Raw genomic sequence first — 14,051 nt, forward strand, 5'->3', positions numbered from 1 at the left:
CCACACGCCTGAAGTCCTTCGCGGACGCATCGCAGTCCCTCGGGCCTTCAGGCTTTCGGCAAGGTGCCGGATTCCCCTTAACGAAATAATGCCAAAAGCCTCCCCCTGCCGCGACCTTCTTCGATGTACTAATATTAGTAACATGACTCTGACCCCCACCCGCCAGGCCCTGCTCGAGTACCTGCGAGAGCACATCGCGGCCTACGGCTACCCGCCCTCGCAGCTGCAGATCGCCGCCGCGCTGGGCCTGAAGCAGAACCGCTCGGCGCGGCTGCACCTGGAGGCGCTGGCACGCGAGGGACACATCGAACTGGTGCCCGGCCAGGCGCGCGGCATCCGCCTGCGCCAGCGCGAGAGGGTACCGACGCTCACCGTGCCGCTGCTCGGTCGCGTGGCGGCAGGCCGGCCGATCGGCTCGGACGCCGAAGTGCGCCGCGAGGTTGCGCTGGATGCTTCGCTGTTCCGCCTCAAGCCGGACTACCTGCTGGAAGTGGTGGGCGAGTCGATGCTGCTCGACGGCATCCTCCCCGGCGACCTGATCGGCGTGCACCGCACGCCCGAGGCGCGCCACGGCCAGACCGTGGTGGCGCGGCTGGAGGGCGAGTTCACCGTCAAGCGGTTCGAGCGCCGGGACGGCCATATCCGCCTGCTGCCGCGCAATCCCGCCTACGCGCCGATCGAAGTGGACCCGCGCGCCACCGACTTCGCCATCGAGGGTTTGTTCGCGGGGCTGGTGAGGCCCGGCTGATGAACGTCCACGCAGGCCGGGGCGGGCGCCAGCGCCTCCCGGCGGCGGCCAGCAGGGAAGGCCGCGCTCCGTTCGCCCCCATCCGCCCTTCGGGCCCCTTCTCCCGCAAGCGGGGGAAAGATCCAAAGCGCGTTGCCGCAAGCATGAGCCTTCCCCCGCTCCACGGGGGAAGGTGCCCGAAGGGCGGATGGGGGAAGCCTTGCGGCAATGACGGATCGTACGAAGCCCCCGCAGGGCGGGCTTCACCTCACCGCTTCGTGTGGCCATGGTGGGCTGAAGCCCACCCTACGGGGGCACACGCATGAGCAACGTCGTCGCCCTCGATCACCTGTTCGACGCCCGCCGCCTCTGGCGCGGCCAGCCGCAGGCCCGTCCGCCCTCGCGCCAGCCGACCGGCTTCCCGCTGCTGGACGCGGCATTGCCCAGCGGCGGCTGGCCCGAAGGTGCCTTGAGCGAAGTGCTGCTGCCACTCGATGGCATCGGCGAACTGACCCTGCTGTGGCCCACGCTCGCGCGCCTGACCCAGACCGACGGACTGGTCGCGCTGATCGCCCCGCCCTACCTGCCTTTCCCTGCCGCCTGGGCCAACGCCGGCGTGCGACTGGGCCGGCTGCAGGTGGTGCGCGCCGAACCGCGCGACGTGCCTTGGGCGACCGAGCAATGCCTGCGCTCGGCCGCCTGCGCCGCCGTGCTGTGCTGGCCGCATCAGGCCGACGACCGCACGCTGCGCCGGTTGCAGCTGGCGGCGGAAACCGGCCAGTGCCTGGGTATCGCGATGCGGCCTGTCTCGGCGGCGACGCACGCCTCACCCGCCGCGCTGCGGCTGGTCATGGAAACCCGCCCCACGCGCCTGCGCGTACTCAAGTGCCGCGGCGGCACCCCCCCGGCGCAACCGCTGCTGTGGCCGCTGCCGACGGGCACGTCCGAAACCCTCCCGGACAGTCCGGTCATGGCCGTTCCGGATCGCGCCTGAGGCCCACGGCATGTTGTGGGCCTGCATCCTGTTGCCGCAGTTGGCGCTCGACGGCGTCCTCCGGCGCCATGCCATGCCGGACGAGCCGCTGGTGCTGGTCGACGGCCCCGTGCAGCGGCGCGTGCTGCGCGCAGTCAACGCCGCGGCGAAGGCACAGGGCCTGCGCGCGGGCCTGCCGCTGGCCACCGCGCAGGCGATCTGCGCGCGCTTTGCCACGGTCGAGCACGATCCGGCCGAAACCACGCGCTGGCACGACTTCCTCGCCGCCTGGGCCTACCGCTACGGTGCGCAGGTCAGCCGGCAGATGCCGGCCTCGCTGCTGATCGAGGTGGAGGCGAGCTTTCGCCTGTTCGGCCAGTGGCCCCGGATGGAAGCGCTGCTGCGCGAGGACCTGGTCGCGCTCGGCTTCCGCCACCGCATCGCGCTCGCACCCAACCCCTGGGCCGCGCGCGCGCTGGCCGGCGTGCACGACGGCCTGGCGGTCACCCACGACACGCCGCTGAAGCAGGCCCTCGGCCAGCTTCCGGTGGAACGCGCCGGCCTGCCGCCCGAAGCGGCCGACAGCCTGCGCCGCATGGGCCTGCGCCGGCTCGCCCAGGTCTACGCGTTGCCGCGCGCGGCGCTGGGCCGGCGCGTGGGCACCGACACCCTCGACCAGCTCGACCGCCTCACCGGCGCGCTCGCCACGCCGCTTGACTGCTACCAGCCGCCGGATCATTTCGAATCGCGCATCGAGTTCAACTACGACGTCGGCGCGACCGGCCAGTTGCTGTTCCCGCTGCGCCGCATGACCGGCGACCTCGCCGCCTACCTCGCCGGCCGCGACGGCGGCGTGCAGCGCTTCGTGCTGCGACTGGAACACGAACGCGGCGCCGCCACCGAAGTGCCGGTCGGCCTGCTCGCGCCCGAACGCGATGCCGGCATGCTGTTCGAACTGGCCCGCGGCCGGCTCGACCTGGTGCAACTGGCCGCGCCGATGCGGGCCCTGCAACTGATCGCGCGCGAGCTGCCGCCGTTCGTGCCAGCCGGCCGCGACCTGTTCGACGTACGCCCGCAACAGGCGGTGCCGTGGGAGCAACTGCGCGAACGCCTGCGCGCGCGACTGGGCGACGAGGCCGTGCACGGTCTTTCGATCCACGCCGACCACCGCCCCGAACACGCCTGGCGCGACCACGGCGACAGTGACCCCGCCCCGCCCCTGCCCCGCCCCGGCTGGCTGCTGCCGCAACCGATCCCGCTGCGCGAGCGCGAACCGCGCATCCTGGCCGGCCCCGAACGCATCGAAAGCGGCTGGTGGAACGGCGACGTGCGACGCGACTACTACGTGGTCGAAACCGCCGCTGGCCAACGCGCCTGGGCCTACTGCCCGGTCGGCGAGCGCGATGGCTTCATGCTGCACGGGTGGTTCGCATGAAGCTCCCGACCGCGGTTGCCGCGCGTCACTGCCTGGCCGCGACACTTCCTGCAGGAACGCACCCTGTACGCGACCGCCATCCTCGCGCATCCGCGGCGTACGGCGTTACCGGTCGCGCACAGGTGCGCTCCTACAAAGAGCGAGGAGACTTCCGCAAGAGCAATCGCCTCGCCATGCTCGCCCCGACGCAAACCTTCCCTGTAGGAGCGCACCTGTGCGCGACCGCCATCCCCACGTTTGAGCAACGTGCGGCGTTACCGCTCGCGCACAAGGTGCGCTCCTACAAAGAGCGAGGAGGCTCCCGCACGAGCAATCGCCTCGCCATGCTCGCCCCGACGCAAACCTTCCCTGTAGGAGCGCATCTGTGCGCGACCGCCATCCCCACGTTTGAGCAACGTGCGGCGTTACCGCTCGCGCACAAGGTGCGACCTACAAAAACGGAAGGACGGCGCCCTGTTCGAAGCACCAAGTCGTCACCTGATCGCCGCCACGGCCTCCGCCGGCAGAGCTGGAGGGCAGCGGCATGAGCCTGCCTGATTACGCGGAACTCCACTGCCTTTCCGCCTTCAGCTTCCAGCGCGGCGCCTCGCTGGCGATCGAGCTGTTCGAGCGCGCGAAGCAGCAGGGCTACAGTGCGCTGGCCGTCACCGACGAATGCACGCTCGCCGGCATCGTGCGCGGGCTTGAGGCTTCGCGCAAAGCCGGCATCAAGCTCATCGTCGGCAGCGAATTCCAGTTCGCCGATGGTCTCAAGTGCGTGCTGCTGGTGGAAAACAACCAAGGCTACGCGCGCCTTTGCCAGCTCATCACCACCGCACGCCGCCGTGCACCCAAGGGAAGCTACGCGTTGCTGCGCGAAGACCTCGGCGATACCGAGGGCCTGCTCGCGCTGTGGCTACCCGGCCCGGAGCCGGACGAGGCCGAAGGGGCCTGGCTGAAAGCACGCTTCCCGGACCGCTGCTGGCTCGCGGTCGAGCTGCACCGCGGCCCCGACGATGACGCGCGCCTGGCCGACCTGCGCGCCCTGGGCGAACGCCTGGCGTTGCCGCTGGTCGCCAGCGGCGACGCGCACATGCACGTGCGCGCCCGCCGCCCGCTGCAGGACGTGATGACCGCGATCCGCCACCACACCACCGTGGCGCAGGCCGGCCACCGCCTGTTCCCCAACAGCGAGCGCCACCTGCGCACGCGCCGCGCGCTTTCGGCCATCTATCCGCCCGAGCTGCTGGCCGAGAGCCTGGCGATCGCGCGGCGCTGCACGTTCCAGCTGGAAGAACTCCAGTACACCTACCCGCACGAACTGGTGCCGCAGGGCCACACCCCGGTCACCTGGCTGCGTCATCTGGTCGAGGAAGGCGTGCGCTGGCGCTGGCCCGGCGGCGCGAAGGACGCATGGCGCGCGCAGATCGAAAGCGAACTCGCCCTGATCCGAACCAAGGCATACGAGTCCTATTTCCTCACCGTGCACGACATCGTGCACTTCGCGCGGTCGAAGGAGATCCTCTGCCAGGGTCGCGGCTCGGCCGCCAACTCGCTGGTCTGCTTCGTGCTCGGCATTACCGAGGCCGATCCGGAGACGAGCAACCTGCTGTTCGAGCGCTTCATCTCCGCCGACCGCGACGAGCCGCCGGACATCGACGTCGACTTCGAACACGAACGCCGCGAGGAAGTGCTGCAATACGTGTTCGACCGCTATGGCCGCGACCGCGCCGCGCTCACCGCGGTAGCGACCGAATACCGCGGCCGTGGTGCGATCCGCGACGTGGCCCGCGCGCTGGGCATGACGCCGGAACTGGCCGGCGAACTGTCCGCCACGCTGGACCGCTGGAGCGGCGAGGTTCCTCCGCTGGACCGCCTGCGCGAACGCGGCTTCGATCCGGACACGCCGCTGATCCAGCAGGTCCTCGCCCTCACCGTGCAGCTGATCGGCTTTCCACGCCACCTCTCCCAGCACCCCGGCGGCTTCGTCATTTCCGAGCATCCGCTCTCGACCCTGGTGCCGGTGGAGAACACCGCGATGGACGGCCGCACGGTGATCCAGTGGAACAAGGACGACCTGGACACGCTGGGCATGCTGAAAGTGGATTGCCTGGCGCTGGGCATGCTCACCGCCCTGCGCAAGACCTTCGACCTGCTGAAGGAACACGGCCGCGGCGGCTACACCATCGCCGGCATCAACAAGGACCACAAGGACGACGAACCCACCTACGAGATGATCAGCCGCGCCGACACCATCGGCGTGTTCCAGATCGAATCGCGTGCGCAGATGGCGATGCTGCCGCGCCTGAAGCCGAAAGAGTTCTACGACCTGGTGATCGAGGTGGCGATCGTGCGGCCCGGCCCCATCCAGGGCGACATGGTGCATCCGTACCTGCGCCGGCGGAATGGCGAAGAGGCGGTCGACTACCCCTCCGAGAAACTGAAGGGCGTCCTCGAGCGCACGCTCGGTGTGCCACTGTTCCAGGAACAGGTGATGCAGATCGCCATGGTCGCTGCCGACTTCAACGGGAGCCAGGCCGATGCCCTGCGCCGCTCGATGGCGGCCTGGAAGCGTCACGGCGGGCTGGAACCGCACCGCGAAAAGCTGCTCGCCGGCATGTTGAAAAACGGCTACAGCCGCGAGTTTGGCGAGCACCTGTTCGAACAGATCAAGGGCTTCGGCAGCTACGGCTTCCCCGAATCGCACGCGGCCAGTTTCGCGCTGCTCGCCTACGTCAGCAGCTGGCTGAAATGCCACGAGCCGGCGGCGTTCGCCTGCGCGCTGATCAACTCCGCGCCGATGGGTTTCTACTCGCCCGATCAGTTGCTGCAGGACGCACGCCGCCACGGCATCCGCACGCTGCCCATCGACGTGCGCCACAGCGACTGGGACTGCACGCTGGAGCCCGAGCGCGATGCACGACTGCAGCCGGCGATCCGTATGGGGCTGCGGCTGATCCGTGGTTTCTCCGAAGCGACCGCCAGGGACATCATGGCCGCCCGCGGCCAACGCCCCTTTGCCGACGTGGCCGATCTCAGCGCCCGCGTCCAGCTCGATCGCCGCGACCAGGGCCTGCTCGCCGACTCGGGCGCACTGCGCGCGCTGGCCGGCCATCGCCATCGCGCGCGCTGGGCGATCGCCGGCGTCGAACCGCAGTTACCGCTGTTCCCTGGCGCTACGCCGGAAACCGAAATCGTCGCGCTGCCGTTGCCCACGCGCGGCGAGGACCTGCGCGCCGACTACGCGCTCACGGGCACCACGCTGGGCCCGCATCCACTGCGGCTGCTTCGCCCGCGGCTGCGCGCACGGCACTATCGCGCCTCGAACGAGCTGGCTGGCGTGCCCAACGGTCGTCCCGTGCGCGTGGCCGGCATCGTCACGTTGCGCCAGCAGCCGCAAACCTCCAGCGGCGTCGTGTTCCTGACGATCGAGGACGAGTTCGGCCTGACCAACGTGGTGATCTGGCGGCGCGTGGTGCTGCGCCAGCGACGCGTGCTGCTGGCGTCGCGGCTATTGGCCATCGAAGGCCATCTGGAGAGCGAACATGGCGTGCAACACCTGATCGCGCACACGCTGGAAGACCTGACACCGATGCTCGGCGAACTGGACGTGCGCTCGCGGGATTTCCATTGAAGGCACTCCGGAGCTGCTCTTCCGTGGGAGCTCCCTTGGGCGCGACCGCGGTGCACGCTTATGCATGGCGGTCGCGCCCAAGGGCGCTCCTACAAAACGGCCATTCGAACCTCCCTGGGGAAACCCATCCCCACCCCAAGCCTTCCCCCTGAAGGGGAGGGAGCGGCTGCGAGGCGACCTGTCGTCAGGCACCTACGCGAGCTTCCCGAGCGCGCCGGCCACCGATCGCAAGTCCGCCACCAACTCCGCGAACGCCTGATGCCGCTTTTCCTCCTCCGGCATCCGCAGCACCGCCGACGGATGCCAGGTCGCCAGCCCCTGCGTGCCTTCGCCGAGCGGCCGCCACACACCGCGCTCGCGGGTGATGCGGAAGGCGTTGCCGAACATGGTCTGCGCCGCCATTGCGCCCAGGCCGACCACCAGTTTCGGCTGCACCCGCAACAGTTCCGCCGCCAGCCACATGCGGCAGGCCGCCTGCTCGGCGGCATTGGCGCGCTTGTGCAGCTTGGCGGTGCCGCGGGTCTCGTACTTGAAATGCTTGACGGTGTTGGTCAGGTACAAAGCCGAGCGATCCAGTCCCGCCTCGCCCAACGCACGGTCGAGCAGTTGCCCGGCCGGGCCGACGAAAGGCACGCCCTCACGGTCCTCCTGCAGCCCCGGCTGCTCGCCGATCAGCATGACCCGCGCCGAGGCCGGCCCCTGCCCGAACACCGTCTGCGTGCCATAGCGCCACAGCGGACACGCCTGGCAATCGCGCGCCTTGCGCCGCAACGTGGTGAGCGCGCCCGCAGGCACCTCGTCCACCGGTTTGGCAAGCGGGACGCCGAAGGGGTTGCTGACTGGACGCGATGGCATGGCCAGCGGACGCTAGCGTCGATCGAGTGAATCCACCGGCAAAGAGGCCGTGTACCTACAAAAGGCGACTCGACACACACAATCGAATCCTTCCCCCGCGACTGCGAGGGAAGATTCACTTGTCAGCGGACGGTTGGCGGGAAAGCACTCGGCGGTGCGCCGCGTTATTCGCAGGACCTCGACCCACACGCCCGAATCCTTCCCCCGCGACCGCGGGGGAAGGTGCCGACAGGCGGATGGGGGCGCTCTTGGGCCGGATCGACGGGGGAAGTCTTTCGCAAGGCTTCCCCCATCCGCCCTTCGGGCACCTTCCCCCGCGCGCGGGGGAAGGATTCACTTGTCAGCGGACGGTTGGCAGGAAGGCTTCCAGGAGCGCGCCGCGGCATTTCTGTCCAGCAGCAACGCCGACCCGCACAACCGAACCCTTGCCCCCGCGACTGCGCGGGCAGGATTGCCTTGTCAGCGGACCGTTTGCAGAAAGGCTTCCAGCAACGCGCCGCGGTATTTCTGGCGATGCAGCAACAGCGAGAGCGTACGCCCGAGGTCGAGGAACGGTGTCTTCAGCGCGACCAGCCGCCCGGTCGCCAGTGCGTCGACCAGCGCCACCTCGGGCAGGCAGGCGATGCCGAGGCCGGCGGCGACGGCCTGCTTGATTGCCTCGATCTGGTCCAGCTCGAGCACGGTCTCGCCTGGCGGCAACTGTGCCAGCACACGCTCGGTGGTGGCGCGCGTGGCCGAACCCGGTTCGCGCAGCACCCAGCGCGCGCCGGCGAAGTCCGCCGGCTTCAGTGCACGCTTGCGGGCCAGCGGGTGCTCAGGCGCCGCACACACGCGCAGCCGGTCTTCGCGCCAGGGCCGAAGTTCCAGTTGCGGATGCGCAACCGGGCCCTCGACGCAGCCGACGTCCAGCGCATGGTCGAGCAGCTGCGAGGCGATGGTGTCGGTATTGGCCACCCGCAGGCGGATCGCCACCTGTGGCTGCGCGCGCACGAAGCCGCCCAGCAGTTCGCCGACCAGGTAGTTGCCGACGGTGTTGCTGGCGCCGATGCGCAGCTCGCCCGCCAACGCCTGCGCATCGCCCTGCCCGAAGCGGGCCAATTCCGCGTGGCGCTCGAGCAGCTCCTGCGCGCGCGGCAGCAGTTCACGCCCGCGTGGGTTGAGGCGCAGCCGCCCCCGCTCGCGGTCGAACAGCGGTGCGCCGAGCTGCCGCTCCAGTTCCGCCAGCGCCATGCTGGCGGCCGGCTGGGTCAGGTGCACGCGCTCGGCGGCGGCGCGCAGGCTGCCGTGCAGGGCGGTCTGCACGAACACGTCGAGCTGGCGGGGTGTGATGTTGAGCATTCAACCAAGCTTATACCGATCATCAAACATGCAAAGTTTTGCTGATGGCATTGCACAGCGACAATGGGCGCACTTCGCCAGCCGAGCCTTTCATGACCACCGTCGCTGCCACGCCCGCACCCACCCTGTCCGCCCGCTTGCCCGGCCTGGGCCTCACGTTCGTCATTGCGCTGGTGGCGTTGTGGCTGGGCCATCTGGCGCCGCTGATCGGCGGGCCGGTGATCGGCATCGTGTTCGGCATCCTGGTGCGCAACACCGTGTCGCCCGGCGCGCGTTTCACGCCCGGTATCCAGTTCGCCGGCAAGCAGGTGTTGCAATGGTCGATCATCGCGCTGGGTTTCGGGCTCAGCCTCGACCAGGTGGCCAAGACCGGCCTCGAATCGCTGTCGGTCACGCTGATCACCATGAGCGCGGCCTTCGTCGCGGCGTGGGGGCTGGGGCGGGTGCTCGGCGTGCATGACCAGTTGAAGGTGTTGATCGGCGTGGGCACGGCGATCTGCGGCGGCTCGGCGATCGCGGCGGTGACGCCGATCATCAAGCCCGACGAACACGACACCGCGTTCGCGATCTCCACCATCTTCCTGTTCAACGTGGTGGCCGTGCTGCTGTTCCCGTTGCTGGGGCACCTGATGCACCTGTCGGACCTCGGCTTCGGGCTGTGGGCCGGCACGGCGATCAACGACACCTCGTCGGTCGTCGCCGCCGGCTACAGCTACAGCCATGCGGCGGGCGACTACGCCACCATCGTCAAGCTCACCCGCGCCACGCTGATCATCCCGGTGTGCATCACGCTGGCGGTGATGGTGGCGATGCGCGAAAAAAAGAAAGGTGCCGCCGACTTCAGCCTCAAGCGCATCTTTCCCTGGTTCATCCTGTGGTTCCTGGTCGCCTCGGCGGTGCGCACGGCGGGGCTGGTGCCGGAGGCGGTGCAGCCATTGATCCACCAGTTGGCGGAGTTCCTGATCATCATGGCGCTGACGGCGATCGGGCTGTCGGCGAACCTGCGCAGGATGATTTCCAGCGGCCCGCGGCCGATCCTGCTGGGGTTCGGCGTGTGGGTCGCGGTGGCGGTGAGCAGCCTGCTGGTGCAGTTGGCGATCGGGCAGCTTTGAGGGCCGTAAGCCCGGCTGGCGAGGACATTCGGTCGGTGAGCGCGGAGCTGGCCGGGGTTCGCGGCAGCTAGGGCGTGACGCGTCCCTGTTCTGCCAGCGTCAGCGCCACCTTGTCGCGCAGGTACACCGGCAGGGCCTGCTCCGGCGCTACGGCACGGCCGGCCTGGTATTCGCGCACGGCCAGCTCGGCCACGTGGCGAGCCTGCGGGTAGCACTCACCGTCGGCCAGCTTCAACTCACCGGTGAGATGACCGCGAAGCGCCTGCGCGTACGTGGCCCAACCACTGCCGACCACGTTCCACGCCTTGGCCTGCGGCAGCACCAGCGCATCGGGCGGGCAGACGCGCTCGTCATCCAGCGCCACCAGCCCGCCCTCGCCATCGCGGCGATAGCAGGCGGCATAGATCTCGCCCATGCGCGCGTCGATCACGGCAAGGATCGTCGCCTCGTCCTCCGGCGCCTCCAGCGCCAGCGCGGCCAGCGAGGACACCGGCACCACCGGCCGGTCCAGCGCCAGCGCCATGCCCTGCGCCAACGCCACGCCCAGCCGCACGCCGGTGAACGCGCCCGGCCCGCGACCGACGGCGATCGCATCCAGCGCGTGCCGGCCCAGCCCGGCTTCGGCCAGCAGTGCGTCGGCCATCGGCAGCGCCAGTTCGGCGTGGCGGCGCGGCGCCAGTTCGCTGCGGGCGATCACTTCCTGTCCGTGCACGAGCGCGACGGAACAGCTTTCGGTGCTGGTTTCGATGGCGAGCAGGTTCATGCGAGAGATTCTCGCACGCCCTGCCGGCAGGGGCCGCGCCAGCGCGCCCGCCGCTGGGGATAGGCCACGTGCCCGGCCGGGCACGATGCGCGCAATCAGGCCACCGGATGCGTTTTCACCTCAGGGCATGCGCAGCGGCGATGTCGGCGGGACGACGCAACGGCACCGTGCTAGCGCTCGTCGTCGCGCTCGCTCGCCGGATCGATCGTCGGCGTGACCTGCCTGGCTTCCTTGCGATAGGCCGCGTCCGTTTCGCCACCGTCCAGCAGGTCCTCCATGGGCGCTTCATCCAGGCCGCCATGATGGGGATCGAGCGCGCGCGTGCGATCGTCCGCCCACTCGATGGTGTCCAGGCGGTCACGCCGGACGTCGCCACCCGTGCCGGCCGGCCGTGCCGGTTCGCCGGCGGGGTGGTCGGCGCCTGCGCCGTCATCGTGTGGACGCGCGTCGCGTCGTTCGGATTCGTCGGGGCTGCGTTGTCTGCTCATGGCCTTCGCTCCCTTTGCACGGGTGGCCAGCATCCGGCGCACGGCGTCGCGGTGGCGAGAAGCCTGGAACGTTCCATTACCTGCCAGGTAATCGCCCCGCCGCGGCGGCGGCCGCAAGCTGTGTCCACACCCACCACGGAGCACCGCCATGAACGCCACCCGCGAACTGATCGCCAACTACATCCGCACCTGGAACGAAGCCGATCCGCTGCGCCGCCGCGCGCTGATCGAGGATGTCTACGCCGAGCACGCCACATACACCGATCCGCTGGCCCAGGCACGCGGCTGGGAAGCCATCGACACGACCATCGACGCGGTGCAGGGCATGTTCCCCGGCCACGTCTTCACCCTCGCCGGCGAGGTCGACGCCCACCACGACGTGGCGCGCTTCCAATGGCACCTGGCCGCGCCCGGCGCCGACGAGCCGCTGGTGATCGGCTTCGACGTGGCCGAGCTGGACGAGGGCCGCATCCGCCGCGTGCATGGCTTCCTCGACAAGGTGCCGATGGCCGCCTGAGTCCCCCGCCGCCAGGGACGGCGGCTCCCCTTACCCATTGCGGAGACGCACCATGAGCCAGTTCACCACCACCGACGGCACCACGCTCTTCTATCGCGACTGGGGCCACGGCCAGCCGATCGTCTTCCTCGCCTCGTGGGCGCTCGATTCGCGCGTCTGGCAGCGGCACATGCTGCACTTCAACGCGCTCGGTTACCGCTGCATCGCGCTGGACCGGCGCGGCCACGGCCGCTCGGACGACCCGGGCCAGGGCTACCGGCTCGATCGCCTGGCCGACGACGTGGCCGAGCTGCTCGAACACCTGGACTTGGGCGAGGCGACGCTGGTCGCGCACTCGATGGCCACTGGCGAAGCCACCCGCTACCTGAGTCGCCACGGCAGCGCCCGCGTGGCACGTGCCCTCTTCCTGGCACCGGTCGCCCCCAGCTACGCCGAAGGCAGCCGCGAGGCGTGGAGCATGGACGAGCCCACCACCGAGGCCGTGCTCGCCGCCATCCGCGGCGACCTGCCGCGCTGGCTGGCCGACAGCGCCGACGGCTTCTTCCTGCCCGCCGAGACCGGCACCACGCCACAGCTCGTGCAGCACACCATCGACATCATCCTCGACGCCTCGCTGCAGGCGCTGGTCGAATGCTTCCGCGCCAAGCGCGTGGACCAGCGCGCGGAACTTGCCACCATCGACGTGCCGCTGCTGGTGATCCATGGCGACCGCGACGTCAGCGAACCGGTGGAGCAAGGCCGTGACGTCGCCGCACGGGTGCCGCAGAGCCGCTACATCGAATACGCCGGCGCACCGCACGGGCTCTACCACACGCATCTCGAGCGGTTGGTGGAGGACATGGGCACGTTCCTGCGCGAGACCGAACTACAGCCGGCCTGCCCCTTATAGGGGCGCACCTTGGTGCGCGAGCGGCAAGCTCACCATCCCACGCAGCCCGGCATGGCGGTCGCGCTCAAGGGCGCTCCTGCAACCTCGCCAGGCAACGCCAACGCCTTCTCCCAAGGTCTTCATGCGCAAACCGCGAAACGCCCGCCCCTGTAGGAGCGCCCTTGGGCGCGACCGGCAACCCCACCATCCCGCGCAACCCAACATGGCGGTCGCGCCAAGGGCGCTCCTACAACTCGCCGGGCAAGGCCAACGGCTTCTCCCAAAGCCTTCATGCGCAAGCCGCGAAACGCCCTACCTGTAGGAGCGCCCTTGGGCGCGACCGGCATCCTCACCATTCCGCGCAACCCGACGTGGCGGTCGCCCACAGGGTGCGCTCCTACAGCATCATGGATGCCATGAACGCCCAAGCCCTCGACACCCAGCGCCCCATCGGCGACCTGCTGCGCGAATGGCGCCGCCACCGCCGGCTCTCGCAACTGGACCTGGCCACCGGCGCGGAGATCTCCACGCGCCACCTGAGCTTTGTCGAATCCGGGCGCGCCAACCCGAGCCGCGACATGATCCTGCACCTGGCCGACTACCTGGACGTGCCGCTGCGCGAGCGCAACGCCCTGCTGGTCGCCGCCGGCTTCGCGCCGGCCTTCCGCGAGCGCGCGCTCGACGACCCCGCGCTCGCCACCGCCCGCGCCACCATCGACCTGCTGCTCAAGGGCCTGGAGCCCTATCCCGCGCTCGCGGTGGACCGCTACTGGCAACTGGTGGCCAGCAACCAGGCGACGCTGCGCCTGCTCGGCGGCGTCGCACCGGAGTTGCTTCACCCGCCGGTCAACGTGTTGCGCCTGAGCCTGCACCCAGCCGGCCTCGCTCCCCGCATCCGCAATCTCGGCCAGTGGCGCGCGCACCTGCTGCACCGCCTGCGCCAGCAGATCGACGCCAGCCACGACCCGCAGCTGATCGCTTTGCTGCGCGAACTGCAGGCGCTGCCCGTGCCCGAAGGTACGCTGGACGCCGACGTCGCCTCGTCCATCGCCGTGCCGATGCAACTGGAGGTCGACGGCCACGTGCTTGCCATGCTCAGCACCACCACCGTGTTCGGCACGCCGGTGGACATCACACTGGCGGAGCTGGCACTGGAAGCGTTCGTGCCTGCCGATACGGCGACCGCGGAACGGCTGCGGGCAATGGCCGGGTGATCCGTTCTGGACGATGTCCAGGATCCGTCATCGACGCGGCCAACCCGTTCCTTGCGAGCTCCTAGCCGTTCCTTAACGAATGCTGTGTTCGAGTACGCTCCAACCCACCAGTCCAGGGTGAGCCTCATGCAGACGACGACTCACACGG

12 protein-coding genes are annotated in these 14,051 nt (G+C 69.7%); 8 read left to right on the plus strand and 4 right to left on the minus strand.

The window, feature by feature from the left end:
- The first annotated feature begins 142 nt into the window (after positions 1–142).
- From lexA to ACFWZ3_RS13215, 4 genes are all read left to right on the plus strand, one after another.
- A complete protein-coding gene (gene lexA / locus ACFWZ3_RS13200; protein WP_439708178.1) occupies positions 143–748 on the plus strand; it encodes a transcriptional repressor LexA in 606 nt (201 codons plus the stop codon).
- 301 nt (positions 749–1,049) lie between these two features.
- Entirely contained in the window at positions 1,050–1,721 is a 672-nt protein-coding gene (gene imuA / locus ACFWZ3_RS13205) for a translesion DNA synthesis-associated protein ImuA (RefSeq protein ID WP_439708179.1), read from the plus strand.
- Positions 1,722–1,731: 10 nt separating this feature from the next.
- Complete coding sequence (locus ACFWZ3_RS13210) at positions 1,732–3,135, plus strand: Y-family DNA polymerase (protein WP_439708180.1); 1,404 nt, start codon at positions 1,732–1,734, stop codon at positions 3,133–3,135.
- A 523-nt stretch (positions 3,136–3,658) separates the two neighbouring features.
- On the plus strand, positions 3,659–6,748 hold the full coding sequence (locus tag ACFWZ3_RS13215; RefSeq protein WP_439708181.1) for an error-prone DNA polymerase: 3,090 nt from the start codon (positions 3,659–3,661) through the stop codon (positions 6,746–6,748).
- A gap of 192 nt (positions 6,749–6,940) precedes the next feature.
- On the opposite strand, the gene ACFWZ3_RS13220 is transcribed toward ACFWZ3_RS13215, so the two are convergent.
- Positions 6,941–7,603, minus strand: a complete 663-nt coding sequence (locus tag ACFWZ3_RS13220) for a UdgX family uracil-DNA binding protein (RefSeq protein WP_439708182.1) — start codon at positions 7,601–7,603, stop codon at positions 6,941–6,943.
- A gap of 459 nt (positions 7,604–8,062) precedes the next feature.
- Positions 8,063–8,941, minus strand: a complete 879-nt coding sequence (locus ACFWZ3_RS13225; protein WP_439708183.1) for a LysR substrate-binding domain-containing protein — start codon at positions 8,939–8,941, stop codon at positions 8,063–8,065.
- A gap of 92 nt (positions 8,942–9,033) precedes the next feature.
- Here ACFWZ3_RS13225 and ACFWZ3_RS13230 point away from each other — a divergent pair, with 92 nt between their 5' ends.
- Entirely contained in the window at positions 9,034–10,053 is a 1,020-nt protein-coding gene (locus ACFWZ3_RS13230) for a YeiH family protein (protein WP_439708184.1), read from the plus strand.
- A gap of 67 nt (positions 10,054–10,120) precedes the next feature.
- Here the strand turns inward: ACFWZ3_RS13230 and tsaB are convergent, their stop codons facing one another.
- Together tsaB and ACFWZ3_RS13240 are read right to left on the minus strand one after the other, a co-directional pair.
- Positions 10,121–10,816, minus strand: a complete 696-nt coding sequence (tsaB, locus tag ACFWZ3_RS13235; RefSeq protein WP_439708185.1) for a tRNA (adenosine(37)-N6)-threonylcarbamoyltransferase complex dimerization subunit type 1 TsaB — start codon at positions 10,814–10,816, stop codon at positions 10,121–10,123.
- Positions 10,817–10,986: 170 nt separating this feature from the next.
- On the minus strand, positions 10,987–11,304 hold the full coding sequence (locus ACFWZ3_RS13240; protein ID WP_439708186.1) for a hypothetical protein: 318 nt from the start codon (positions 11,302–11,304) through the stop codon (positions 10,987–10,989).
- Positions 11,305–11,452: 148 nt separating this feature from the next.
- Here ACFWZ3_RS13240 and ACFWZ3_RS13245 point away from each other — a divergent pair, with 148 nt between their 5' ends.
- The 3 genes from ACFWZ3_RS13245 (at position 11,453) to ACFWZ3_RS13255 (ending at position 13,903) form a co-directional block, all read left to right on the plus strand.
- A complete protein-coding gene (locus ACFWZ3_RS13245) occupies positions 11,453–11,821 on the plus strand; it encodes a nuclear transport factor 2 family protein (protein ID WP_439708187.1) in 369 nt (122 codons plus the stop codon).
- Positions 11,822–11,873: 52 nt separating this feature from the next.
- Entirely contained in the window at positions 11,874–12,710 is an 837-nt protein-coding gene (locus tag ACFWZ3_RS13250) for an alpha/beta fold hydrolase (RefSeq protein WP_439708188.1), read from the plus strand.
- 395 nt (positions 12,711–13,105) lie between these two features.
- Entirely contained in the window at positions 13,106–13,903 is a 798-nt protein-coding gene (locus ACFWZ3_RS13255; RefSeq protein ID WP_439708189.1) for a helix-turn-helix domain-containing protein, read from the plus strand.
- Positions 13,904–14,051 lie beyond the last annotated feature (148 nt).

The organism is Frateuria sp. GZRR35, assembly GCF_051900415.1.
Lineage (GTDB): Bacteria > Pseudomonadota > Gammaproteobacteria > Xanthomonadales > Rhodanobacteraceae > Frateuria_A.